The 25,002-nt window shown below is 69.2% G+C and carries 22 protein-coding genes and 3 tRNA genes; 1 reads left to right on the forward strand and 24 read right to left on the reverse strand.

The features are described from left to right. Positions 1–17 precede the first annotated feature (17 nt). The 5 genes from IPG61_11925 to IPG61_11945 all read right to left on the reverse strand — a co-directional run bounded on the left by IPG61_11925 (position 18) and on the right by IPG61_11945 (position 6,902). Positions 18–94 (reverse strand) — tRNA-Asp (locus tag IPG61_11925). A 55-nt stretch (positions 95–149) separates the two neighbouring features. After that, positions 150–1,616 carry a glycoside hydrolase family 3 protein gene (locus IPG61_11930; GenBank protein ID MBK6734771.1) on the reverse strand — a complete coding sequence of 489 codons (1,467 nt, stop codon included), beginning with the start codon at positions 1,614–1,616 and terminating at the stop codon, positions 150–152. Continuing rightward, positions 1,613–3,094, reverse strand: coding sequence for a SpoIID/LytB domain-containing protein (locus IPG61_11935; protein ID MBK6734772.1), 1,482 nt, complete (start codon positions 3,092–3,094; stop codon positions 1,613–1,615). Before IPG61_11935 ends, IPG61_11930 begins: the two co-directional genes overlap by 4 nt. 52 nt (positions 3,095–3,146) lie before the next feature. Beyond that, a complete protein-coding gene (locus IPG61_11940) occupies positions 3,147–6,851 on the reverse strand; it encodes a hypothetical protein (protein ID MBK6734773.1) in 3,705 nt (1,234 codons plus the stop codon). Further along, a tRNA-OTHER gene (locus IPG61_11945) sits at positions 6,812–6,902 on the reverse strand. The genes IPG61_11940 and IPG61_11945 overlap by 40 nt, the downstream gene beginning before the upstream one ends. A 22-nt stretch (positions 6,903–6,924) precedes the next feature. Between IPG61_11945 and IPG61_11950 the strand changes: the two genes are divergently transcribed. After that, a complete protein-coding gene (locus tag IPG61_11950) occupies positions 6,925–7,314 on the forward strand; it encodes a hypothetical protein (protein ID MBK6734774.1) in 390 nt (129 codons plus the stop codon). A 486-nt stretch (positions 7,315–7,800) separates the two neighbouring features. On the opposite strand, the gene IPG61_11955 is transcribed toward IPG61_11950, so the two are convergent. The 19 genes from IPG61_11955 to IPG61_12045 form a co-directional block, all read right to left on the reverse strand. After that, positions 7,801–8,442 (reverse strand): hypothetical protein, encoded by a 642-nt coding sequence (locus IPG61_11955; protein ID MBK6734775.1) that lies wholly within the window; start codon positions 8,440–8,442, stop codon positions 7,801–7,803. A 438-nt stretch (positions 8,443–8,880) separates the two neighbouring features. Continuing rightward, positions 8,881–9,456 (reverse strand): hypothetical protein, encoded by a 576-nt coding sequence (locus tag IPG61_11960; protein ID MBK6734776.1) that lies wholly within the window; start codon positions 9,454–9,456, stop codon positions 8,881–8,883. A gap of 162 nt (positions 9,457–9,618) precedes the next feature. Beyond that, positions 9,619–10,197, reverse strand: a complete 579-nt coding sequence (locus IPG61_11965; protein ID MBK6734777.1) for a hypothetical protein — start codon at positions 10,195–10,197, stop codon at positions 9,619–9,621. Between the two features lie 430 nt (positions 10,198–10,627). Next, positions 10,628–10,704, reverse strand: a tRNA-Val gene (locus tag IPG61_11970). A gap of 108 nt (positions 10,705–10,812) precedes the next feature. After that, positions 10,813–10,986 (reverse strand): hypothetical protein, encoded by a 174-nt coding sequence (locus IPG61_11975; protein MBK6734778.1) that lies wholly within the window; start codon positions 10,984–10,986, stop codon positions 10,813–10,815. Between the two features lie 128 nt (positions 10,987–11,114). Continuing rightward, positions 11,115–12,224 (reverse strand): endolytic transglycosylase MltG, encoded by a 1,110-nt coding sequence (gene mltG / locus IPG61_11980; GenBank protein ID MBK6734779.1) that lies wholly within the window; start codon positions 12,222–12,224, stop codon positions 11,115–11,117. Further along, complete coding sequence (gene ruvX, locus IPG61_11985) at positions 12,221–12,664, reverse strand: Holliday junction resolvase RuvX (GenBank protein ID MBK6734780.1); 444 nt, start codon at positions 12,662–12,664, stop codon at positions 12,221–12,223. Before ruvX ends, mltG begins: the two co-directional genes overlap by 4 nt. A gap of 10 nt (positions 12,665–12,674) precedes the next feature. Continuing rightward, a complete protein-coding gene (locus IPG61_11990) occupies positions 12,675–13,097 on the reverse strand; it encodes an ATP-binding protein (GenBank protein ID MBK6734781.1) in 423 nt (140 codons plus the stop codon). A gap of 22 nt (positions 13,098–13,119) precedes the next feature. Then, positions 13,120–13,458 carry an STAS domain-containing protein gene (locus tag IPG61_11995; protein MBK6734782.1) on the reverse strand — a complete coding sequence of 113 codons (339 nt, stop codon included), beginning with the start codon at positions 13,456–13,458 and terminating at the stop codon, positions 13,120–13,122. A 102-nt stretch (positions 13,459–13,560) separates the two neighbouring features. Further along, a complete protein-coding gene (locus IPG61_12000; GenBank protein ID MBK6734783.1) occupies positions 13,561–14,559 on the reverse strand; it encodes an RluA family pseudouridine synthase in 999 nt (332 codons plus the stop codon). After that, a complete protein-coding gene (gene lspA / locus IPG61_12005) occupies positions 14,552–15,151 on the reverse strand; it encodes a signal peptidase II (GenBank protein ID MBK6734784.1) in 600 nt (199 codons plus the stop codon). The genes IPG61_12000 and lspA overlap by 8 nt, the downstream gene beginning before the upstream one ends. After that, positions 15,151–15,525: a TraR/DksA C4-type zinc finger protein gene (locus tag IPG61_12010; GenBank protein ID MBK6734785.1), complete on the reverse strand. Its 375-nt coding sequence runs from the start codon at positions 15,523–15,525 to the stop codon at positions 15,151–15,153. Before IPG61_12010 ends, lspA begins: the two co-directional genes overlap by 1 nt. A 41-nt stretch (positions 15,526–15,566) precedes the next feature. Further along, a complete protein-coding gene (locus IPG61_12015) occupies positions 15,567–18,749 on the reverse strand; it encodes an isoleucine--tRNA ligase (GenBank protein ID MBK6734786.1) in 3,183 nt (1,060 codons plus the stop codon). 74 nt (positions 18,750–18,823) lie between these two features. Next, complete coding sequence (locus tag IPG61_12020) at positions 18,824–19,651, reverse strand: purine-nucleoside phosphorylase (protein MBK6734787.1); 828 nt, start codon at positions 19,649–19,651, stop codon at positions 18,824–18,826. 157 nt (positions 19,652–19,808) lie between these two features. Further along, positions 19,809–20,780, reverse strand: coding sequence for a DivIVA domain-containing protein (locus tag IPG61_12025; protein MBK6734788.1), 972 nt, complete (start codon positions 20,778–20,780; stop codon positions 19,809–19,811). Between the two features lie 90 nt (positions 20,781–20,870). Then, positions 20,871–21,119, reverse strand: a complete 249-nt coding sequence (locus IPG61_12030; protein ID MBK6734789.1) for a YggT family protein — start codon at positions 21,117–21,119, stop codon at positions 20,871–20,873. A 39-nt stretch (positions 21,120–21,158) separates the two neighbouring features. Beyond that, the gene (locus IPG61_12035) at positions 21,159–21,881 is read right to left on the reverse strand and encodes a YggS family pyridoxal phosphate-dependent enzyme (protein MBK6734790.1); all 723 of its coding nucleotides are present in this window, start codon (positions 21,879–21,881) and stop codon (positions 21,159–21,161) included. After that, on the reverse strand, positions 21,881–22,588 hold the full coding sequence (locus IPG61_12040) for a hypothetical protein (protein ID MBK6734791.1): 708 nt from the start codon (positions 22,586–22,588) through the stop codon (positions 21,881–21,883). Before IPG61_12040 ends, IPG61_12035 begins: the two co-directional genes overlap by 1 nt. A gap of 127 nt (positions 22,589–22,715) precedes the next feature. After that, entirely contained in the window at positions 22,716–24,803 is a 2,088-nt protein-coding gene (locus tag IPG61_12045; protein ID MBK6734792.1) for an elongation factor G, read from the reverse strand. Positions 24,804–25,002: the final 199 nt, after the last annotated feature.

Consider the following 25,002-nt stretch of genomic DNA (forward strand, 5'->3'; position numbering starts at 1 on the left):
GAGCCGCGGTAGACAGATGGCGGGAGCGACGAGACTCGAACTCGCGACCTCCGGCTTGACAGGCCGGCGTTCTAACCAACTGAACTACGCCCCCGCCTTTGGATTGGCGAGGGGGGAATATAGTCGCGATTCCGCTCCCAGTCAAAAGATTATTGTACCGGTCCGGTCGATTCCGGTTCCAGGTCGGCGACGTCACAGTCATAGACCTGCCCGACCCGCCAACCGGCCCCGAGGAAACGGGTTAGGTCACCGGCCAGGCTCGGGTGCCCCATCGCCACGGCCACGCCCGACCGGGCCGGGTGCAGGGCTGCGAGCACCGTCAGGGCCAGCGGCCGGTGGGAGGTCACGAGCAGCCGCACGGGCCGGAATCCGGCCCCCGCCGGGTCGCCATCCACGTGGCGCACCGCAGCGAACAGGCGCCCCAGCCGAGCGGTGAACGCGGCGCCGCTGCGCGCGTCAGCGGCGCCCCAGCGGTCGCCGGTGGTCGCGTCGATCCAACCCAGGTCCAGGTCGGGGTCGGCCCAGCCCGCGGCCGCCACGGCCCACAGGCGGGCGCGGGCCGCGCGCCAGGCCGGCGCCTCGACGGTGAGCGCCTCGTCCGTGAGGGCATCGAGGCCTTCCGGCGCCACCATGCCGGGCACGGCTGCCGGCGCCGCGGCGTCGTCGCCCGCGGGCAGCGCCCGCCAGGGGATCCCGCGGATCAGCAGCAGGTCGCAGCCGGCCGTCACCAGCGCCTGCAGCCAGGCTGCGGGCAGCAGGCCGGGGTCGACCAGGCCGCCCTCCAGGCCGTCGGGATCGGGCACGCCGGCCTGCTTCATCGGTAGCCGCAGCGCCCCCATGGTCACGTCGTCGGCCACCAGCAGCGGCGGCCCGCCGCCGGCAGACAGGGCCGCGCGGGCGCCCGCCAGGTAACCGGCGTCGAGTGTGGCGGGGAGCGAGGCACCACCATCGCCCGCGGCGACGGGCAGGTGCCCGACCATCACCGCGTCGGCGCCGGCGGCCAGGCCGGCCACGAACGGTTCGCGGCAGCCGGACACCAGCTGGGCCTCGAGGGACAGGTGGCTGTCGGTGGCGGTGCCGCCATGGCCCGGCCAGTGCTTCACGCAAACGTTGAGCCCGGCCTGCCGGTAGCCGCGGACGGCGGCGGCCACGTGCCGCGCACAGAGCGAAGCGTCGCCGCCGAAAGCCCGCGCGCCGATGACCGGGTTGCGCGGATGTTCGAGCACGTCGGCCACCGGTCCGAGCACGCGGGTGACGCCCAACTGCGCCAGCCGCGCCCCGGTCTCGCGGCAGACCTCGCGGGTCAGTTCCACATCGTCGAGCGCGCCCAGGGCCCAGGCGGCAGGCGGGCGACCGGCGGCGGCGGCCATCTGCGCCACCGGGCCGCCTTCGTGGTCCACCATCACCTCGAGGCCGGGCACCAGCGCGCGCAGGCGCGCGCACAGCGACTGCGCCTGGGCCGGGTCGGTGACGTTGCGCCCGAACAGGATGACGCCGGCCGGCCGGTACCTGGCCAGCCAGGCCCACTCAGCAGGCGTCGGCTCGGGCCCGGCCAGGCCCACCACCAGGCGCGAGGCCAGCGCGGCTGCCGCGGTCGCTTCCAGATCTTCGTTCATCGCTTCCGCCTCGGGACTTCCTCGAGCGTCGCGCCCGGGTAGTAGTGGGCGAGGATGTCGCGCCAGGAGCGGCCGGCAGCCGCCATGCCCAGCGCCCCGGTCTGGCACAGGCCGATGCCGTGACCGAAACCGCGGCCGCGCACGCCCACTTCGCGCAGCTTGTCGCCGTCGCGCACCAGTTCCAGCTCGAACAGCGCACTGCGCAGGATGGCGGGGCTGCCGCTCGCCGGCGTCAGGACCCAGCGCACACGGTCGCCGCGCACGTGATAGGTACCGGCGTCGGTGACCACGGCCAGTTCGGCCACGCGGCCGCTGGGCGTGCGCCGGCGGATCTCGAGGTCGCGCAGGCTCCCCGGCCTGGCCGCGGCGCCGCCGCGTGCCGGCGTGAACGACGGCGCGCCCCAGCGGCTGCGTCCTTCCTGCGCCATGTAATCCACGTAGTCGGGCAGGGTGCGCTGCAGGATCGCCTCGAGCGCGCGCGGGCTCCAGGTCTCGCGCCAGTGGTAGTAGGTGGAACCGGCGCACCAGGCTTCGCCGCCCGGCGCGGGACCGTCGGTTCGCTTCGCCAGGTACGGGCGGTCGTCCTTCGGCCAGACCTCGCTCACGGCCGTGCTGCTGCCGCCGCAGCAGGCGCTGTAGTAGGCCTCGATCTCGCGCCCGCCGTGCCGCAGCACGAGCGGCGCCGTCGCGGCGATCGCTTCGTTGCAGCGCGCGTCCTCGTCGGCGGCGCCCTTGTACACCTGGTCCATCACCGTGGCGTACACGTCGAAGCCGCGTGCCTTGCGCGAACCCAGGTGCGAGATGGTATAGGTGCGCGCGGCGACCGCCTGCGCACAGAGAGCGTCGAACTTCCCGGCGTCGTGGCGGCCGATCTCCCAAGGCACCACGCCCTTCAGGTAGTCCTCCAGTTCGACGTTGTTGACCAGCGTCACGCCACGCCCGCGCGGCGTGGCGACCACGAGGAACTCGCCGCGGTACGAGCCGCCGGGAGCGCTGACGAGAAAGCCGGGGTCGATGGGCTGCAGCGCCACCGAGCGCACGCTGCCTTCTTCATCGCCGGCCTGCCAGGCCACACGGTCGCCGTCGCGCCGGCAGAGCAACGGCTCGCCGGCGTCCAGCGCCGCCAGCGTGTGCCCGGAGTCGGCGTCGCGCACCCAGGCTGCGCCCTCGGCGCGCAATTCCAGCAGTGCCTTGTCCTCGAGCAGGCCGACACCCAGCAGCAGGAGCGGCTCGGCCGGTTCCAGCCAGGGAATGGCGGGCGCCTCCGGGTGTTCCGGTTCGCCCGGCACGGCCGGAACCGGGTCCGTCGGCAGGGCTTCGACGCCGGGCCGCGGGCGCGGCGAGGTCTCCACCGGCGGCAACCGCTTGGGGCCGGTGCAGCCGGCCTGGGCGAACGCCAGCAGCAACAGAACGGCGGCGAGCGGCCATGTCGGCCACCCGCCGCCGCCAGTCCGGCCGGGGCGTGAGCTCCGTCCCATTCCTATCCTTCCGCGGCAGGCGGCGCCCGCGGGGCGCGCCGCCGCCGGTTCCTCAGCGCATGATCACCAGCCGCTGCACATCGCTGCGGGCGGTTCCCCCGTGCCCTTCGATCTCCACGCGGTACAGGTAGGTCCCGTTCGCCAGTTCGTCGCCGTGCGCATCGCGTCCGTCCCACTCGATGACGGTGTCGTCGCCGTCGGCGCTGAAGCCGATCCGCGCCACGGGGCTGCCGGCCACCGACCACAGGCTGATGCGCCCGGTGCCGGTCGCGCCCGTCTCGACGAGGAAGCGCGTGTCCTCGCCCATCGGGTTCGGGTAGTTCAGCACCCGTCCGATGCCGATCACGCCGCCGTCGTCCGGCGCCGCCTGCAGCACGATCACCGTCTCGTTACCGTCGATGCCCAGCGTCACGCTGTGCCCGCTGGCGCTGCCGGCCTCGTTCGCCGTCGCCGTGAAGCCCAGGCTGAGCCCATGGCCCTTGTCCAGGTTGAACTGCACGCCCGTGAGCGTCAGCGTCCCGCTGGTCAGGGTCAGTTCCATCTCCGGCGTCAGCCATGCAGCCGTGGTGACCGTGGCGCCGAAGCTCACCGGCACGCCCGTCTCGAAGACGAAGGCCTGCGGATCGTGCGCCTGCCCGTCGACGGTCAGCACCGTCGTCTGCGGCATCGCCAGTTCCAGCTCCCAATGCCGGTCGGTCGGCAGCGCGGCGCCGGTATCGTACACGCGCACGGTCAGCGTGTGGTCGTACGGCCGCACGGGCACCGTCAGCGCGTAGTCCACCCGCTGGTGCGTCTGGGCGCCGGCAGGCAGCGTCTCCACGACGATCGCGGACGTCAGGTCGTTGCCGTCGTCGTCGAACACCTCGAGCCGGTCGATGCCGGCCTCGTCGCGCGCCGAGATCGCCAGCGTGCGCTGGTTCGTCGCGTCGAGGGCCGCCAGCTCCACGCTGCCGCTGACCACCTGGTCGGGCTCGCCGTGCAGCGTCGCGGCCACGACGGGCTCGCCGCCGTCGAGGGTCATCAGCGGGTCGCCAAGCAGTTCGTACTGCGCGAGCATCTCGCTGTAGGTACCGCTGGAAAACACGCTCGCTGCCAGGTCTGCCTCGGCCGCCCACAGCAATTCGCCCAGCACCCAGCGGCTGCGGCCGGGAGCACTGGCACCGGGGCCGACCGTGCGCACGGCCGGCGGACGCTGTGTCCAGCGCCGTGAGATATACTCGCCGAAGACGCGATTGTTGATGATGTACTCGTAGCCGCTGCTCGCGTACACCGCCGAGGCCCCGCTCATCGGCCGCAACAGCAGCTTCTCGCCGATGCTCCGTTCCTGCGGCGCCTGCTCGCTCTTGACCGGGTTCTGGGCCCAGTCGCTGATGTGGCAACCCAGCCCGATGAAGAACCACGGGCGGCCCGTGTTCGACAGCAGCGCGGTGTCGACGCGCTGGTTGGGGATGGTCGGCATGTCCTGCATCCAGTACTCGGACGACAGCACGTACTGGTTCGCGTGACCCTGGTAGCTGGCGAACAGCCCGCCCTGGTTCAGCGCCGCCAGCAGGGCCGGCGTGGCCGAGGCGGCCGTGAAGATGCGTACCGTGTTCAGGCCCCGGACGCCCGGGCTATCCGGGTCGTAGGGGAACTGGGGATCCAGCAGCGACTTCAGCGTCACCAGCGATGCTTCCAGCGGCACACCGGTGCCCGTGGCCCACTGGGTCGCCAGAGAATCCCGCTCGCTCTCGAGGAAATCGAGCTCACCGGGCATGTACTCGAGGGACAGGAGCGCCTCGGCGCCGTAGCCGTTCGACCACTCGTCGTCGGCGATGAACAGGCCGCGCCGCCGCCAGTCCTGGCCCGCCTGCGGGCTCTCGACGGTGATGATCTTGTCGATCATCACGTCCAGCTCGGCCACGCTGTTGCAGGGCAGCCGCCCGGCCAGCATGTCGAACGGGGTGGCCTGCGTGCGCGGGAAGTCCTCGACCGGGTAGTTCTGGCCCGACTGCAGCGTCGCGTACCACTTGTCGCTGGCCATCAGCTCCGGTTCATAGGACAGCGCGCGCTGCGTGTGGTAGTGCGTGGGCACCCAGTCGGTGGCCCAGCCGTCGGCCTGCGACAGCACGCGCTTGCCCAGCGCGTTCTCGTTGGCATCGCCGACGATCGCCAGCGCCCAGCTCTCCCAGCGCGTCAGCGCGTGGTTGCAGAATCGCTTCACGGCCCACGGGTCGCGCAGGCCGCCGCTGTACCAGTCGTACAGGTCCTGCACGTCGACCACGTGCACCTTCAGTGTGCCGCCCGAGCGGGCGATGCGGTGCTGCACCCAGCGGTCGAGGGCCGTGCGGAACTGCGCATGCGTGACGACGACCAGGTCCGGGTTGCCGCCGGCCAGCAGCGTCGGGTCGGTCGGATCGTCGGCCAGGCTCGACTTCACGTAGTTGAACTCGACCGCGCCGGCCGAGCCGAAATTGCCCAGCGCATGGAAGACCCGCCGCGTACCCGACTGCGTGGGCATCACCGACAGCTTCCAGGTGGCGCCGTCCTGCACCACGTTGCCCGCCTGCATCGTCACGAAGACCGGCGCGCGCGGGTCGGTGATCTCCAGCAGGCCCACGTCCGCACTGGTGAAGCCGGTCACTTCCATCGGGCGCGCGCCCGCCGTGTCACCGCCGTGGAACCGCAGCTCGCCGCCGACCGCCTGGTAGAGCGCGTCGTAGGCGATCTCGAACCAGTTCAGGTAGGCGAACAGGAAGGGGAAACTCGGTGTTCCCGTACCGCGCGACACGACGACCTTGGTGCTGGCGCCGTTGATCGCCGCCGGTGTCAGCGCGTAGTTCCGCGTGACCTGCGTGGGCACGCTGAGGTTGAACTCCTCCAGCGCGGTCACGTTGGCGGTGTCCGTCACCAGTTCGAAGCGCAGCGGCCGCGAGATGTTGTTGAAGCCGGCCACGGCCACGGTCAGGTTCACGGTCCCGCCGGCCGGGTCCGGCCGCCAGAACGGGCTCAACGCCAGCGATGCTTCCGTGTCGGTGTGCAGGTTCAGGTACATGCGGTCGGTGACCGTCGACGGCAGGTTCTCGCGGAACGCCGCCTGCTCCTCCATGCGGGTCTGGTGCCGGAAATTCGCCAGCGGCTGGCCGCTGGCCGCCGCCAGGCTCGTGGTCGCCATGCGCCGCCAGGCCTCACCAACGGACGGCTGCGCGCAGGCCAGCCAGTAGATGTTCGCCTCGTTGTTCATCTCGAAGGGGTCGCCGCAGCCCGGCACCGTCTCGGGGCCGACGCCGAGGTCGCCCAGCCAGCTGCCGTCTTCACGCAGGCGCAGGCCGTAGAACACGAAGAAGTCGTCGCCGTCGAAGGCGTTGCCCTCGCCCACCATGTGGATGGGCACCTCGACCTCGACGTACGGCGCCCCCGTGCCGGTGTCCGCGCGCCCGAGGTAGCGCCGCTGGTAGAGGCGCACCTGGCTTTCCTGGATGGGCACGTCGGGAATCAGGCCGCGCTGCCTCAACCTGGAATAGGTCACGCGCACGGGGCCGGTCCGCGAGACGGCCAGCCGCGCCTCCGGGCCCAGCAGCGTGGCCTGCGCCGAGGCACGCGGCAACGGCTCCTCGGCCGACTGCGTGGTTGCGGCGCCGAGGTAGGTGCCTTCGGTCGGCAGCTGCGTGAGCAGGTCGCCGTTGAGGAAGGCGCCGGCAAAGTGCGCGTCGTTGGCGCCGTCGCGCAGCATCGCGTTGGCAGCGGGCGCGGCGGACTTGCCCGCGCCCTCGGGCACGAACACGACTTCCCAGCGGCCGTCGCTCAGCACCTGCTGCGCCAGCCCGCGGCTGTCGTAGCGCACCGGGACGATGCGGCAGGCCGCCACGCGCCGCCCGCGCCACCAGACCGGTTCGTCGATGACGACGGCCGGCCCCGCATGTCCGTGCCGGGCCGCGGCCAGTTCGGGCAGGATCGACGCCCCCGGCGGCAGCACGCCGTCCGGCTCCACGAGCAGTTCGCGCAGCGTGGCCGGCTGGTTCCCGGAGCCCGGCACCTCGACCGGCATCGTCTCGAACGCCAGCTGGCGGCCGTCGGCCGGCTGCCAGGACTCGGCCAGCACCCGCAATTGCGGGCGCATGCCGGGCGGCACCACGAGCCAGGAGCCGCTGGTCGGCACGCGCGGGCTGCCGGGGGCGCCACCGCTGGTGAAACCGTCGATGGACAGGGCCCAGCGCGGCTGGCCGTCCGGGCCGAGATAGGCCTGGTCCCAGCGGGCTTCCAGGCCGGCGACGGCCAGGGTGAGTCCCTGGGCCGTGCTGGCGGTCACCTGGACGCGGCCGGGCACGCCCGAGGCCATCGGCACGGGCGTCGCCGCACCGGCGGCCAGCGCCCCGCCAGGGCCGCCCACCGAGAGCAGAACCACGGCCACGGGAACGATCCAACGCCGAAAACTGCGTTCAACGGCGTCCTTCGACAGAAGGCTGCAAACAGTAAAGCTGCGCCCTGTCACGAGGCATCTCGGAGCACGGCCCATGCGGGTCTCCTGGGTTTGCAGACAGAACTGTCGATCAGGGGCGGGCTTGGCCCGGCGGGCATACCTGAGAGTATAGATGCGATCCGTCGCTTGGTCAATAGCACGCGCGCTCGCGCCACTGTACCCGTCGGCAACGGCCTCGGCGCCAAATAAGCGGCCGCCCCCGTTGCCGGGGGCGGCCAGCTGCCTGGGGCAATATTTCCGTGTCGAACTAGCGGAACAGGGCCTTCACGGCGCCAAACGCACTGGTCTCGGTGGCGACACCGGTCTCACCGATCGTGAACACCGGAACATCGTTGGCTCCGGACGAAGGCGATTGCGGGACCAGCAGCACCGGGCTGTTCGGCACATTGAGGGCCATGAAGCCGCCGGGGACCGAAGGCGCGGTGGCCGGGCCCAGGAAGACCTTCCAGTGGTTCACGCAGTTGTCGGGGCACCCGGTGTCGTCGATCGCGGCCTGCAGCATCACGTTCCACGTCATCAGGACCACGATGCCATTCGTGACCGCGGCGGGGGCGGCCATGCCCACGGCGAAACCGAGGGGGTCGCCGTCGACATCGAGCGAATTGGGCGGCAGCGTCTGCGAGAGGCTGAAGTACGCAGGACCCGTCACGCTCAGCCGGCATTCGAAGCCGTCCACGAAGGTCGCCGGAGAGCCGTCCGAATTGAGCGGATTGATGGCCAGAAGGTACATGTTGAAGGGCGCGAAAGGCGCCTGGGTATTCAGGTGGGCGAACGACGCGGTTTCAGTGGTGTACAGGCCGATCCGGTTCTCAAACTGCGCGAAACCGTCGCTGGGAGCCAGCATCGAAATCGCCGCAAGAGCGCAAACAGCAAAGAGCAGTTTCTTCATGTTCGGATTCCCCTTTCTCGGAAATCGCATCCAACTCTACAGGGCCCCTGCGGGCACGGCTCCTCCGCACCCACCTCGCAGGCCCGTCGAGCACGTAACGTGCCGGTCCAGCCCAACCCCGTCACAGGCCGCAGGCCAAGCCCGGGCGAACTCGCACCGGCGCAACATACCAAGCCGTAACTGGTGCGACAAGGGGAGTTTTTGCATCCTTGCCGGGTTTCCGCAGCCTTCCGCCGACGACGCCGGGCCGAGGGCGACCCCCGGCGTCACCGCGTGAATATCCGCACGGCCGCCGAACCTGTCAAGGGCATGCCTCGATGTATCCAGGGGGCGGCAAATCTACGTCCGGGCGGCGCTCCTGACCGGAACGCAAACGAAAGCCCGGCCGGTTTCCCGGCCGGGCTTCCTGGCGACCGGAGTCGCCGATCCAAACCCGTCCTAGCGGAACAGGCTCTTCACGCCACCGAAGCTGTCGACTTCCACACCGACCGGGCAAGTGGCCAGGTTCGCGCCACCAACCGGGATCGTGACGCTGCCCGAGGCAACGCCGCAACGACGGAGCGTGCCGTCGCCGGTGACAACCGGCAGCTCGCCAGTCATCGAAGGCGCGGTCGCGTCCGTGATGTAGAACGCCAGCTCGCCCGCGCCCTGCAGCATGACCTGCAGCGTCGCCAGGACGATCTGACCACCCACGACCGGGTAGTTGGCGGCAGCGCCCACGGCGAAGCCGTTGGCCGAGCCGTCAACGTCCAGCGCGTTGGGTCCGAGGTTCGTCGACAGGATGAAGTAGGGAACGCCGACCGGCGTGAGCGTGCACTCGAAGCCGTTCGTCGGGCCCGCGGGATTGCTCAGCAGCAGGTAGACGTTCGTCGGCACGAACATGCCCACGGGGGCGCAGTTCGTCATGCCGGCGGTGTCGAAGTAGACGCCGAACGAATCGGTGTCGGGATCGAGGCCGGCGAAGGCCACCGACGCCATCATGCTGACGAGCAGCAGAGCTACCAACTTCTTCATTGTAGTTGTCTCCTCAAACGCAGGAGTTGTGTCGAACAAGACCGCTGTGCTTCAGATCAACGGGCGATCTTAACGTCTGGCCCTGCCGCCTGCATCAGCAGGGCCAATCAATCCAGTTGCTTTCGTAACAGGCAGCGGTTCCGTTGCCTCATCCAAACCGGCTTACGGGCAAACCGCGCCGACACCGGACGCCACGCGAGGGATATCGCTCAGATTCACGATACCATCGAACAGCAGGTCCGAGCGGAACGAGTAGGCGCCGTAGAAGTCGGCCACGAACAGCGGAATGTCGGACAGGTTGGCATTGCCATCACCATTGATGTCAGCACTGTTGTGCTGGAGCACCAGGCCGGTGTTGCTCGTCAGAGCCGCACCGTTGATGACGACGAGCGTCTTGGACGTCGACCAGCCACCCGCACGCAGCGGAGCGGCCCAGGTCGTGACACCGGACGCGTTGGTGTTCAGGTCAGCCGTCGTGCCGCCGGTGCAGGCAAGGAAGTTGCCCGTGCTGGCGACGATTTCCTTCTCCAGCCACATGTCGTTGGCCGAGAAGTTGGCAACGGGAACGCCGCCGCCATCGAGAACCGTCAGGGTGATCGTCGCGTTCACGACACCACCGGTCGAGCGGGCATTGGCAAAGGTCGTGCCAAGGCCGTTCGGCAGGTTGTACATGACCGGGGTCACACCCACGCCGGCTGCGGTGCTGGCCGTCGAGAGCTGAAGATCCGGCACACCGGCCATGGCAGACGCCGCGGCGATGACCAGAGCGATCGAGAAGACTCCTGTGAGTTTCCTAAGAACCATTAGGACACCTCCAAATAAGGCATGATCCTGCGAGGGTGGCTAGCCCAGGCGCACTCATTGACAACTGCGTTGAACTCTCCTTCCCACTCACGCGTCCATCACTTGACGAGATGAGAGTACCACGGAGGCTCAAGGCGCGCAAGCGAATATTTTCCGCTCTACTATGGAAAATTGACGAAACACGGGAAAATTCTGCCCTGGGCCGTGCTTTTTTTGTCCCGCGCCGTCGTTCCTGTGCAACTAATTGAAATTGAATAACATAAGAATGGTTCGGACGGGGTGGCGGAACGGTCCCCGGTGACGGGGCCTGTCGAATCGCGACAAACGGCCTCGCGAATGTCCGGGGAACGCTCGCGGGAGGGTTGGGTGGTGGGCGAAACAGGATTCGAACCTGTGACTTCCTGCGTGTAAAGCAGGCGTTCTAACCAGCTGAACTATTCGCCCACGATCGACGCGCCGGTCCCGGGGTCCCGGGCAGGTGGAGCTCAGTGCGGCAGTCCTCGGCTGACCGATGCCTCGGCTGACCGATGCCTCGGCTGACCGATGCCTCGGCTAACCGACGCTCCGGCGGAACGAGCGCCACAGGAAGAACGGAAGCAGCACGCAATAGCCCCCCACCAGGAGCAGCGGCCCGAGCGACAGGCTGCCGGCCCCGAGCAGCAGGAAGCCGGCGCCGATCGCGCCCAGCGCCGTCCACAGCAACCAGAACCTGCGAAGGATGGCCATCGATGTTCCTTTCACGATCCGTTGTCCCGGCACGGGAGCCGGAGCGATGAGCCAAGGCAATGAACCAAGATAGTGCGCCCGCCGCGGGCCCGTCAACGGCGCCGCCGCGCGGCAGTTCCCGCCGGCCGTCAGCGACGATGACCGGCGGCCTCGGCATCGCGCCGCGCGTGGTAACGCCGGGCCGCCGCTTCATGCTCGGCCGCCGTCAACGAGAAGACGTGGCCACCCTGGCCGTCGGCGACGAAGAACAGGGCGCGGCACGCCGGATCCGGCTGCGCCGCAGCGCGCAGCGAAGCCATGCCCGGGCCGCCGATGGGCCCCGGCGGCAGGCCGGGCAGGCGGTAGGTGTTCCACGCCGAGTCGCTTTCGAGGTCGCGGAACAGCAGCCTCTGCCCCTTTTTCCGCAGCGCGAAGGCCACCGTCGGATCGGCAGCGAGGTTCCAGTCCAGCCGGATCCGGTTGAGGTAGACGGCGCTCACACGGGCGCGCTCCTGGGGCCGGCTGGTCTCGGCCTCGATGATCGAGGCGAGCGTCAGCAACTGGTGCGGCGTCAGGCCCGCAGCGGCCGGCGAACGTGGGCCTGCCAGCACCGAGTCGAGCCGCGCGAACTGCACACCCACCAGCCGTTCGGCCGCCGCCTCGGCCGGCGTGTCCTCCGCGAAGAAATAGGTATCGGGCGCCAGGTAGCCTTCACAGCGGTGGAAGACGCGGCCGGCGCGCACCGCCTCGCGCACCAGCACGCTGTCCAGGCGCGCGATGGCGCGCGCGGCAGCCGTCCCCCCACGCTCTTTCCAGGCGGCGCCCGTGGCGCGGTTGGCGGCGTCGAGGAATGCCGTGGTGCTGAAGCCGAGTTCGCCCGCGAGCAGGCGCGCCGTCTGCCCGGCGTCGAGTCCCTCGGGAATGGTCACGCGCGCAGGCGGCAGGCCCGGCTTCGTGAACAGCGTCACCAGTTCGCGCACCGGCAGGCCGGGCGGTACCTCGAACAACCCGGCCTGCAGGCGATGGCCCTGGCCGGTCAGGCGGGCTCCCACGAGCATCACCGTGCGATGGCGCAGCAGCCCGCGCGCAGCAAGCGTGTCGGCAAGCGTGCTCGCAGACATGCCCGTCGGCACGCGCACCCGCTGCACCACGTAGTGCGGCCCTACCGGCCAGCGCTGGGTCCACTGCGACCACGACCACCCGAGCCCGGCGGCCAGCAGCAGGAGCCCCAGTCCGGCGATGATGAACAGGCGCTTCACGCGTCGTCTCCCGGTTCGCGCCGGTCGGCTGCCTTGACCAGAGCGGTACGACGGTCGAGCCAGCCCTGGAGGATCAGTTCCGCGGCCACGGCATCGCGTTCACCCTTGTCGCGCCCGCGGCGCGGCGGCAGGAAGCGGTCGGCCTCCTGGCTCGTGTAGCGCTCGTCCCACAGTTCGACGGGCACCGGCAGGGCCGGCGCCAGCCGTTCGGCGAACCGGCGCGCCCGCACGGCCGACTCGCCCTCGCGCCCGTCGGCGGTCAGCGGCAATCCGACGATCACGGCCGCCACCTCGCGGTCGCGCACCAGTTCAGCGAGCCTTGCGAGCACTGAACCGTCGCGTCCCTCGACATGTGTCTCCAGGGCGAAGGCGAACGCCGCGTCCGGATCGCTGACGGCGATCCCGACGCGGCGTGCGCCGTGGTCGATGCCCAGGTACACGGGCACTGGGTCACTCTTGCCCGTCGTCCGGGCCGATCTTCTTGACCAGGCGGGTGAGGAACCGCCCGTCCGCGTGGCGGCTGAACTCGAGATGGTCGGTGAATTCGCGCATGATGAGGATGCCGCGCCCGCGCTGGCGCATCAGGTCCTCGCTCGGGATCCAGCCCGCGTGGTCGAAGCCCGGGCCCTGGTCCAGGACAGTCACCGTGATGTTCTCGTCGTCGAGCTCGAACCAGATCTCGATGAACAGTTCCTCGGCCAGGTGGTTGCCGTGCTCCATGGCGTTGGTGCAGGCCTCGATGATCGCCGTGCCGAGTTCCTCGAGACGGCGCTTGCCGCAGCCCAGCTCACCGCCGATCTCAAGCAGCACGACGTCCGGCACACCGAGATACTCCATGCGGCTGGGAAGCCGCAGCTCGACGCGGGTGCTCATGACAGTCCGCCCGTCCCGCGCCTCACGAGAAGCTCCGGACGGCCTCGTCCTCGTCCTGGAACGAAGCGAAGACCGTATAGAGCTTGGACACGATGAAGATGTTCTCGATGCGGTCGGAAACCTTCAGCAGCTTCAGTTCCCCGCCGCTCTTCTTGAGGGTGGTGTAGCCGGAGATCAGGATGCCCAGCCCGGTGCTGTTGACCCAGCTGACCTTGTCCATGTTGACGACGACGTTCCGGCAACCCTCGTGGATGAGGGTCTTGAGCGTCTCGTCGAAAGCGTCGGCGTCGGGACCACCCATGAGCTTCCCGCTCATCTCGAGGATGGCCACCCCGTCACGCTTGCGTTCCCTGATCTTCAACGGCCGCAACCGCCTTGCTCTGGTTTGCGCTGCGGCCCAACCCCTTCGGGAACCGCAGACGACCGTCACAGGATAGGGCACCCGGGCAGCCCTGTCCAGATTTCAGCCTTGGCCCTTGCCCTCGCCCGAACCGGCCCTCAGCAGGGCCAGTGCAGCGGCGAAATCGCCCGGCGCCGGCGCCGTGAACGACATCCCCTCGTCGGTCACCGGATGCCGGAAGTGCAGTTCGGCCGCGTGCAGCATCTGGCGGTGAACCAGCTTCACCAGCTGCTCGGCCGGTCGGCGATCCGGTCCGTGCACCCCACGGGCGCGTCCGTCGTCGCCGTACAGGGCATCGCCCACCACCGGATGCCCGCCGTGGCTGAAATGCACGCGGATCTGGTGCGTGCGTCCGGTCGCCAGTTCGACCCGGCAGTACTGGGCGAACCCGTAGTCCTCCAGCACGCGGTAGCGTGTGAGGGCCTGGCGTCCCCCGCCCACCACCGCCATGCGCTGGCGCCGTTTCGGATCGCGGGCCACAGGGCCGTCGAGATCGCCCTCATCCTGCGCCCAACGTCCCCAGCTGAGCGCCAGGTAGACGCGCCCCATCCGCCGGTCCGCCAACTGGGCGGCGAGGCGCCGGTGCGCTTGATCGTCGAGGGCGGCCACAAGCAGGCCGCTGGTGTCGCGGTCGAGCCGGTGTACGATGCCCGGCCGCAGGGGGTTGCCCCCCGCCGTGAAGGGCCCCTGCCGGTGCAGCAGCGCGTTGACCAGGGTGCCGTCGGGATGGCCCACCGCCGGGTGCACCACCAAGCCCACCGGCTTGTTGATCACGATGAGGTGCGCGTCCTCCCAGACAACGTCCAGGTCGATGGCCTGCGGCTCGGCGTTCAACGCGGCGCGCTCGGCGGAGCGGAACTCGACGCGCTGGCCGGCATGCAGCCGGAACGAGGCCGGACGCGGCCGACCGTCGACGAGCACGGCGCCCGGCTGGTCCAGATCGACGCGCACGCGGCTGCGCGACAGGTCAGGGCAACCGGCTGCCAGGAACACGTCCAGGCGTGTGCCTTCGTCGCCCTCTTCGACCGTGAAGGAGCGGATGGGTGATCCGGGCTCAGACATCGCGGGCCGGTCCGCCGCCGGCCGGGCCGGCCTCGGCGGATGCCTCGGCGGATACCACGTCGGATGGGGCCGCATCGGCGGCAGCGGCGTCCGCGCCCGTCGGCACGGCGGCCTCCGGTCGCCCGGCCCTGTCTTCACGCAGAAGGCTGAGGAAAAGCACGAGACCGCCCAGACTGACCCCGATGTCGGCCACGTTGAAGGTATAGAAGCGATGCGCGCCGATGCCGAGGTCGATGAAGTCGACCACCAGCCCCTTGTAGAAGACGCGATCGATGAGGTTGCCGAGCGCACCGCCGAGGATGGCAGCCATGGCCGCCAGGCGCACGGACCGGCGCGGCCGGCTCGTGGCGTAAAGATAGACGAGAAAGCCGGCAGCGGCCGCGCTGACACCCACCAGGACCCAGCGGCCCACCGGAAACAGCCCCATGGCCGACCCGGGATTGCGCACGTAGATGAAGCGGGCGAATTCGCCGATCACCTCGATACGGCCGCGCAGTGCGTCCTCGTTGGCCAGGACCAGGCGCTTGCTGACGAAGTCCACGACCAGGACAAGCGGCGCCCAGAACCAGGGCCGCCACAGGCGCTGCGGCATCAGGCGTCCTCCGCCTCTTCCTTCTCCTTGCACTCGATGCAGAGGCGCGTGTACGGCAGTCGCTTCAGCCGTTCGGGCGCGATCATCTTGCTGCACCCGAGGCAGCGGCCGTAGGTGCCGTCCTCGATGCGACTCAGCGCCTCTTCGATGCTGTAGAGATAGCGGCCCTCGGCATTGGCGAACTTGATGGTCGTCTCGTAGAGGAACTCATCGGAGCCCTGGTCAGCCATGTGGTTCGAGTGGGCCTTGCCCGTCTCGAGACCGGACAGATCGGTGTGCTTGATGACCTTCTCGTGCTGGGCCAGCGACTGCATGACGCGCTCCTTCTCGTCGAGCAGCAGCTTGCGGAATCGCTGAAGATCAGTCTTGCGCATGGGCCTTCCTCCCGAGTGGCCTGACACCCTGTCCAGCGGCCTTACACCCTGTCCAAGGCGATGCCGATCTCGTTCTCGTCGAGTTGGAACGCTTCTTTATAAGGCAAATCCCTCGTAGAGGCAACGGTCACTGCAAGCGTATCGGCGGCGATGCGCGCGGCGAACCGGGCCACGGCCGCCAGCACGGGCGCCGGGCCCGTGACGGACAGCTCGATGCGGTCGGACACTGCCAGACCGCTGGTCTTCCGCAGGTTCTGCACCTTGTTGATGATCTCCCGGCACAGCCCCTCGGCCCGCAACTCGTCGGTCAGCGTCGTATCGAGGGCCACAGTGAGCCCCGCCGCGGCCGTGGCCACGAACGGGGGCACGCCCAGTTCCACGACCTGGACCTCTTCGAACCCGAACTCGGCCTCCGCGGCCTCCACCGGCAGGGTGACGCTGCCCTGGGCGCGCAGGCCCATGATCTGGGCCGGAGTCATCGCCGCGATGGCGGTCGCGGCTGCCGGCGCCTGCTTGCCGAAACGCGGGCCCAGGGCCCGGAAGTTGGCCTTGGCCGACAGCAGCACGACTTCGCGCGGGTCGGCGACCAGGCCCAGCTCCTTGACGTTCAGTTCGTCGCAGACGTATCCGCTCAGCAGCGGGTCGGCCAGCAGCGCCGCGGCCCGCCCGTCGTCGCTGTGCAGGAGCAGGCGGCCCAGCGGCTGCCGCGTCTTGAGTGCGGCATCCTGGCGCACGCTGCGGCCCAGACCCACCACGACCTGGGCCACGGCCATCGCGTCCTCGAGCGCGCGATCGACCAGGCCCGGCTCGACGGCCGGGAAATCGGCCAGGTGTACCGAGGCCTCCGCATCGAGCGGCGCCTTCAGGCCGCGGTAGATCTCCTCGCTGGCGAACGGCACGAACGGGGCCAGCAGGCGCAGGGTGGCGTCGAGAACAGCGTAGAGAGTGGAGAACGCGGCCTGCTTGTCGGCCGCGTCGGCGGCGCCGGTGCCGTCACCCTTCCAGAACCGGCGGCGGCTCAGGCGCACGTACCAGTTGCTCACATCGTCGAGCACGAAGGCGCCCAGGGTCTTCGCGGCGCGGCTCAGGTGCAGCGCCTCGAGATCGTCGCGCACCGACGCCGTGACGCTCTGCAGGCGACTGAGGATCCAGCGGTCCAGCCGGTCGGTCGTCGCCACGGGCCCTTCCGCGGGCCGGAAGTCGTCGAGGTTCGCGTACATAGAGAAGAACGCGTAGGTGTTCTCGAGCGTGGCCAGCAGCTTGCGCTGGGCCTCCTTGACGCCCTCGCGATCGAAGCGCGTCGGCATCCAGACCGGGCTGCAGCTGACCATGTACCAGCGCAGCGGGTCGGCGCCCTCCTCACGCATGATGGCCATGGGATCGACGGTATTGCCGATGCTCTTGGACATCTTCTTGCCCTTCTTGTCCAGGATCAGCTCGTTCACCAGGCAGCGCTTGTAGCTGCTGCGGCCGGTGAGGAACGTGCTGATGACAAGCATGGTGTAGAACCAGCCGCGCGTCTGGTCGATGCCCTCGCTGATGAAGTCGGCCGGGTACTGGCTCTCGAAGAGCCCCTTGTTCTCGAACGGATAGTGGTACTGCGCGAACGGCATGCTGCCGGAATCGAACCAGCAGTCGATGACTTCGCTCGTGCGCCGCATGGTGCCGCCACAACCCGATTGCGGGCAGGGGAACTCGAGCCTGTCCACGAACGGGCGATGCAGGTCGAGCCCGGACTGGTCCTTCCCTGTGAGCCGTCCCAGTTCCTCGCGCGTGCAGGGCAGGTGCTGGTGGCCGCAGGAGTCACAGATCCAGATGTTGAGCGGCGTGCCCCAGAACCGGTTGCGACTGAGGCTCCAGTCGATGGCCCCGCTCAGCCAGTTGCCGAACCGGCCGGAGCCCACCTCGGGCGGCGCCCAGGTGATGGTGCGGTTCGCCTCCACCAGCTGTTCACGCATCGCACTGGTGCGGATGAACCAGCTCGGCGTGGCCAGGTAGATGAGCGGATTGTCGCAACGGTCGTGGTACGGGTACTCGTGCGTGTACGTCTCTTCATGCAGCAGCGAACCCTGCTCGGCCAGGTGGCGGATGATCTTCCGGTCGGCCGCCTTCACGAACAGACCCGCCCACGGCGTCACTTCGGCCGTGAACTTGCCGTTCGCATCGACCGGGCGCATGAACGCGAGGTCCTCGCGCAGCCCCACCTGGTAGTCGTCCTCGCCGAACGCGGGCGCCATGTGCACGATGCCCGAACCCGAGTCGAGCGTGACGAAATCGGCCGCCACGACCACGAAGGCCTTGCGGTCGCCGGGCGCCACGAACGGCAGCAGCTGCTCGTAACGGCGGCCCAGCAGGTCGGCGCCCTTGCAGGTGCCCAGCACCTCGACCTCGCCGAGGGCCTGCAGCACCCCCAGGCGCGCCTCGGCCAGGATCAGCACCTGGCCCTGGAAGCGCGCACGCACGTAGGTGAACTCGCGGCCCACGGCCAGCGCCACGTTCGAGGGCAGCGTCCAGGGCGTCGTCGTCCAGGTGACGAAGTACTCGTCGGCATCGGCTGCCTTCAGCTTCACGTACACGCTCGGGTCCGAGACCGTGCGGTAGCTGTTGGCCATCTCGTGGCTGCTCAGGGGCGTTGCGCAGACCGGGCAGTAGGGCACAACCTTGTGGCCCTGGTACAGCATGCCCTTGGCGTGGAACTGCCCGAGGATCCACCACACCGATTCGATGTAGTCGTTGTCGTAGGTGATGTACGGGTGCTCAAGGTCGACCCAGTAGCCGACACGCTCGGTGAACTCGTCCCAGACCTCCTTGCAGGTCCAGACGCTCTCGCGGCACTTCGCGTTGAACGGCTCGAGCCCGTACTCGAGGATGGCCTGCGCGCCCTGGATGCCGAGCGTCTTCTCGACGCTGCGCTCGACCGGCAGCCCGTGCGTGTCCCAGCCGGCCTTCCGGATGACGCGGTGGCCGGTCATCGTCTTGTACCGGCACATGATGTCCTTGCACAGGCGGGCCATCACGTGGTGGACGCCCGGCATGCCGTTGGCCGTCGGCGGCCCCTCGTAGAACACCCAGTCGGGGCAACCCTCGCGTGCGGAGATACTGCGACGGAACGTGTCGTGGCGGCGCCAGAACGCGCTGATGAGTTCCTCCGACTGGGCGTCGTGGAACTTGCGGGCGAGGGCCGGATACAGCGGCGCGCGCGGCTGTGAATCTGGGGCGGACATGTTCTGGCTGCGTCCCCTCGGCTACTTTGTCGTGTTCGTCGCGGCGGCCATTCCGGCCGAAGCCGGCGCCGGGCTCAGAATTCGGCAGCGGCCAGGAAGCCCGTCACCAGCGCCTCGAGGCGCGGCTGGGCTTCGTTGGCCACACGGATGATCTCGCTGACATCGGCCGGCTTCAGCGCGTCCGGGAAGCAGGCGTCGGTGATCACCGAGAGCCCCAGCACGCGCATCCCGCCGTGGACGGCCGCCAGGCACTCGGGCACGCTCGACATGCCGACGGTGTCGGCGCCGATCACGCGCAGGAACCGGTACTCGGCAGCGGTCTCCAGGTTCGGCCCCGCCACCGCCACGTAGACGGCGCGCTTGAGCGAGAGCCCCGCCGCCAGCGCCACCTTCTCCAGGCACTCGATGAAGCGCCGGTCGTAAGGTGCGGACATGTCGGGGAACCGCGGTCCGAGCCGGTCGTCGTTGTGCCCGATGAGCGGATTGTCGCCCATCAGGTTGATGTGATCGGTGATGACCGTGATGTCGCCGGGCGCCAGGTGCGGGTTCATGCCGCCGACGGCGTTGCTCATGAGCAGTGCGCGGCAGCCGAGCGCCTTCATCACGCGCACCGGCAGGGCCACCTGCCGCATGGTGTAGCCCTCGTAGAAGTGGACGCGGCCCTGCATCGCCATGACGCGGCGGCCGCCGAGCGTGCCGAGGATCAGTTGTCCGGCATGGCTCTCGGCGGTGGATTCCTGGAAATGGGGCACGTCGCCGTACGGCATGGCGCAGGCGGCCTCGATGCGATGGCCGAGCTCGCCCAGGCCGGTGCCGAGGATCAACCCGATCTCGGGCTGGAAGTCGGTGCGCGCCCGGATATAGGCGGCCGCTTCCTGGATCTGTGTCCAGTAGTCGCTCAAGATGGCTCCTTTGGAGGCCGTTCCGGGACGGCACCGCTGCCGCCGGGCCGCCGGGCGAGACAAACTAGCACGCTGCCGCAGGCCGACAAAGGAAAAACGACCGGGGCGCCTGGGGCGCCCCGGTCATGTCCACGGCAGGCCGCAAGGGACTGTGCGCTCAGATGTTGGTCACCTCGGTGACCACCGGCTCGGGACGCCAGGCCTCGGGGGCGCCGGGCCGCGGCTCGGGACCGTGCACCGGGTCGCCCACCTCGGCCAGCGTGTGGGCGATGACCCCGTTGAGGTCCTCCTCCGGCTCGTAGGCCGGGGCCGGGTTCAGCGCGGCCGCGGTCTGCGTCGACTGGCCGTACGTCGGTGCCTGCGCCGGCTGGTGGAACTGGGGGGTCGCCGGCGCCGGGTTGCCCTGGGCCGTGCGCCCGGGAATGTAGTCGCGCCAGATGTCGTTGGCCGACGGCGGTGCGAACGTCGCATGCGCAGTCGGTGCCTGGGCTGACTGCACCGGGGGCGCAGCCATCGGGCCCGACGCCGTCGGCACGCTCGGCGGTGCGTAGGCCGCAGCCGGGCCGGCCGGCGCCTGCACGTACGGGTTGTTCCAAGTCTGCTGGGCGGCCGGGGCCGAAGGGCCGGTACGCGTGACCACCGTATCGACGATATCGGTCAGGCGGCGGTCGAGGTCCTCGAAGTCGCTGCGATGCGTGTCGATGAACTGGATCTGGGCCTCGGCCAGCGAGCGGAAGCGCGCCAGGTAGGTCTCCTTCTCCTTGCGCAGTCCGGTGATCTCGCGACGCAGCTCCTCGGTGCGCAGCCGGCACTCCTCCAGGACGCCGCGGGCCTTCATCTCGGCATCGCGGATGATCAGCTCGCCTTCGCGGGCCGCCGACTCGCGCGACTCCTGCGTCAGGCGCTCGGCCGTCATCAGCGTGTCGCGCAGGTTCTTCTCCAGGCGCTGGTACTCGCCCAGCTTGTCCTCGAGATCGAGCGTGCGTTCGCGGATCTGCTTGTTGTCGACAAGCACCGCTTCGTATTCGTCCGCGAGCGTGTTGAGGAAGGCGCGGACCTCGTCACAGTCGAAACCGCGCATCGACTTGCCGAACTCCTGCTTCCGCACGTCCAGGGGGGTGATCCTCATGATACTGGTCCTCCGGCCGGGTCCCGCCGGAAGCCACCGACCAGGGCCGTGGCGGCGCCGAAAGGGCGACGCGCGGCGGCACGAAACTGGTCAGGCGCCGGCCTGTGCGATCAATCTCATGAGGAGCTGTATCAAGAGCCATGCCACCAGCGGCGAGAGGTCGATGCCGGGGATCGGGATGAGCCGGCGCAAGGGGCCGAGCACGGGCTCGGTCAGCCGTATCACCCACAGCAGCAATTCGTTACGGGGTTGGGGATTGACCCAGCTGAGAATCACCCGGCCCAGGATGAGCCAGGTATAGACCTGCAGGAGCGCGAGACCGAGCCTGACGATGTCCATGACGTTCCTTCCGGGCGGCGCGGCCTTTGCCGCCGCCGGTCAGTCTTCGCCCGGGGCGAAGATGGCCCCGCCGACGCGGACGATGGTGGCACCTTCGAGCACAGCCGCCTCGAAGTCGCCGCTCATGCCCATGCTCAACTCCGGCAGCAGCAGTCCGGTGCGCGCCCTCTCGCGGGCGGCCAGTTCGCGCAGCCCGGCGAACGCGCGCCGGGCGTCCGCCTCAACCACGCCGTAAGCTGCCATGCCCATGAATCCGAGCAGGTCGATGCCCGGCAGCGCCGCCGCGGCGTCGAGCAGTTCCGGCAACGCCTCCGGCCGGACACCGTGCTTCTGCGGTTCGCCGGACACGTTCACTTCGAGCAGGACCGGCTCGCGACGACCTTCGGCGGTCGCCCGTTCGGCGAGGATCGCTGCCAACTCCGCCGAATCGACACCGTGCAGCAGCGCGAAGCGTCCCGCTGCGCGCGCGGCCTTGTTGCGCTGCAGGTGACCGATGAAGTGCCAGCGCGGCGCCACGGACACGTCGCCGCCATCTGCGAGAAGGCGCGCCAGTTCATCCTGGCGCGCCATCGCTTCGCGGACCCTGTTCTCGCCCAGGTCGACGGCGCCGGCGCGCACGGCCGCCAGCACCAGGGGCAGCGGCACCTGCTTGGTCACCGTCACCAGTCGCACCGCGCCCCGGTCACGTCCGGCGCGCCCACAGGCCGCCCCGATCCGCTCGCGGACCGCGGCCAGCCGCCCGGCCACGAGCCGGGCGTCCATCACTGCCAGCGCAGCAGCAGGGTCGCCGGGTCCAGTTCCATCCTGACCTGGGCCGGCTCGGTGCTGGCGTGCTCCTTGAGGACCTTCAGGCCGATGCGGCCGTTCTCGGTCGCCAGCCGGATGACCACGGCAAGGTCGGCATCGTAACGCGCGATCTCCTGCGGGATGCCGCGCTCGTCGAACACCTGGCCCTCACGGTGAAGCAGGCCGCTGGTCCAGACCTCGGCATTCCACTGACGCGCCAGCTTGCGGATGCCGTCAAGCTCCCACTGCTCGGTGCTCTCGAACCGCGGCGTGCCGTCCATGACCACCATGTCGGGCGTGAAGCCCGTCGTGTCCGTCAGGAACGTCACCGAGTTCTCGAGCTTCTCGACGCTGAAGAACTTGCGGTTGTAGACGAGGATGTGGCGATTGCGCTCCATCTGCAGCTGCCGCTGCGGAAGTTCGTCCATGGCCAGCGACGCCGCCATGGCATGGAAGATCTGGTCGAAGAAATCGTTGACGTGCTCCACCGACTCCTTCGTGGAGATGTAGAGCACGCGCTTGCCCTGCAGCAGCTTGTCGATGGCCAGGCCGATCAGGAACCCGGTCTTGCCGCCGCCATTGCGCGACAGGACCACCCCGATGTTGCCGGCCCCGAGGCCGCCGCCGATGGCGCGGTCGAACACGCGGACCGGGCTGCGTTCGATCATGGACTTCTCGGGCATCGTCGTCCTCACTCGCTGACGTATGGCGCCGCGGCGCGAAGGCCGGCGGCAGTCTTTTCCCGGGGACGCCCGGCGACGCGCCGGGTCCCCTGCTTCGGGAACATCGGTCCTTGCGGAACCGTCTTCTCTAGTGGCCTTCGGCCCGCTTATCCTGGAACTTCTTCACCAGCTGCTCGGTCACCTCGGCCGGGGCCGGGGCGTAGCGGGCGAACTCCATCGTGAACTCGGCCTTGCCGGCCGTCGCCGAGCGCAGCACCGACGCGTAGCCGAACATCTCGGCCAGAGGCACGTTGGCATCGACGCGGACGAAGCCCTCGTCCTCGGTCGTGCCGACGATGACGCCGCGGCGCTGCATCAGCGTCTTGATCATCTCGCCCTGGTACTCGGTGGGGCCTTCGAGCGACACCAGCATCAGGGGCTCGAGCGCCACCGGCTTGCCGTGGTTGTAGTACTTGCGCACCGCGGCGCGGCAGGCCACCTGGAAGGCCATGTCGCTGGAGTCGACCGCGTGCGAGGCGCCGTCGCGCAGGATCACGCGCAGGCCCTGCACCGGTGCACCGATGAACTGGCCGTGGTCGACCGAACCGGCAAAGCCCTTTTCGCAGGCGCTGATGTACTCGGACGGGATGTTGCCGCCGATCACCTTGTTGTCGAAGTGGAACTGCCCGTCATCCGAGGGCTCGAGCGTGCCCTGGATCTTGGCGTACTGGCCCGAGCCGCCGGTCTGCTTCTTGTGCGTGTAGTCGAAGTCGACCGGGCAGGTGATGGTCTCGCGGTACTTCACCTGCGGGGCGCCGGACGTGACGCCGGCGCCGAACTCGCGCTTGATGCGCTCGATGTACACCTCGAGGTGCAGCTCGCCCATGCCGCTGATGATCGTGTCGCCGGTCTCGTCGTCCACGTGGGCGCGGAACGTCGGATCCTCGCGCGTGAAGCGGTGCAGCGCCTTGCTCAGGGCGTTGGCGGCCTTGTTGTCCGAAGGCACGATGGCCAGGCTCACGACCGGCTCGGGCACGTGCATGCTCGACAGCGAGATGCGGTCGCCGTGCGTGAACGTGTCGCCGCTGGCGCAGTCGACGCCGAACAGCGCGATGATGTCGCCCGAGCAGGCCTCGGTGATCTCCTCCATCTGGCTGGCGTGCATGCGCCCCAGACGGCCCACCTTGACCTTCTTGCCCGTGCGGCTGTTGTAGATGTCGTCGCTGCGGCGAATCGTACCCTGGTAGACGCGCACGTAGGTCAGCTGGCCGTACGGGCCCTCTTCCAGCTTGAAGGCGTTCGCGACCAGGCCTGCTTCCGGGCTGTGGCTGAGGATGAACTCGCGCTCCTCGCCGCCCCGCATCACCTCGATGGCCGTGTTGTCGATGTCGGTCGGCGCCGGCAGGTAGCGCGTCACGGCGTCCAGCAGCAGCTGCACGCCCTTGTTCTTGTAGGCGCTGCCCATGAACACCGGCGTGAGCTTCGTCGACAGCACGCCGTTGCGCACTGCAGTGTGGATCATGTCCTCGGTGGCGGTACCCTCGAGCAGGGCCTCCATCAGCTCGTCGCTGAACATGCTGGCGGCGTCGAGCATCACCTCGCGGCGCAGCTCGGCCTCGACCTTCAGGGACGCCGGGATCTCGCCCTCGATGATCTGCTCGCCGTTCTCGCCCTCGAAGCGGAACGCGCGCATCTTCACGAGGTCGATCACGCCCTCGAGCTTGTCCTCGAGGCCGATCGGGATCTGCATCATGACCGCGTTGTGCTTGAGCTTCTCGCGCAACTGCTCGGTCACGCGGGCCGGGTTGGCGCCGGCGCGGTCACACTTGTTCACGAAGGCGACGCGAGGCACGTTGTAGCGGCGCATCTGCCGGTCGACGGTGATCGACTGGCTCTGCACGCCGGCCACCGAGCACAGCACCAGGATGGCGCCATCGAGCACCTTGAGGGCGCGCTCCACCTCGATGGTGAAGTCGACGTGCCCCGGGGTGTCGATGATGTTGATCTGATGGTCGAGCCACTCGGTGTGCGTCGCCGCGCTCTGGATCGTGATCCCGCGCTCGCGCTCAAGCTCCATCGAGTCCATGGTGGCGCCGACGCCGTCCTTGCCCTTCACCTCGTGAATGGCCCGGATGCGCCCGGTGTAGAAGAGGATCCGTTCGGTCAGCGTGGTCTTGCCCGAATCGATGTGGGCGCTGATGCCGATATTCCTGATCCTGCCCAGATCCGTGATCATGCCGTCTGTCCTTTACGCGGCGGCCGCCCGGTGGCCGCCCCCCTGGTGGTCAGGCGCACGCACGGCCGGCCCAGGTCGGGTCGGCGGCGGCGCTCAAAAAAACACGTCCGCACTGGCCGGGATGCAGGTCAGGCAGACGTGGCTCGCGGGGAAAATAGCCTGCGCCGCCCCGGAACGCAAATCCGCCCTCCCCGGTCCG

Source organism: bacterium (assembly GCA_016703265.1).
Classification (GTDB): domain Bacteria; phylum Krumholzibacteriota; class Krumholzibacteriia; order LZORAL124-64-63; family LZORAL124-64-63; genus CAINDZ01.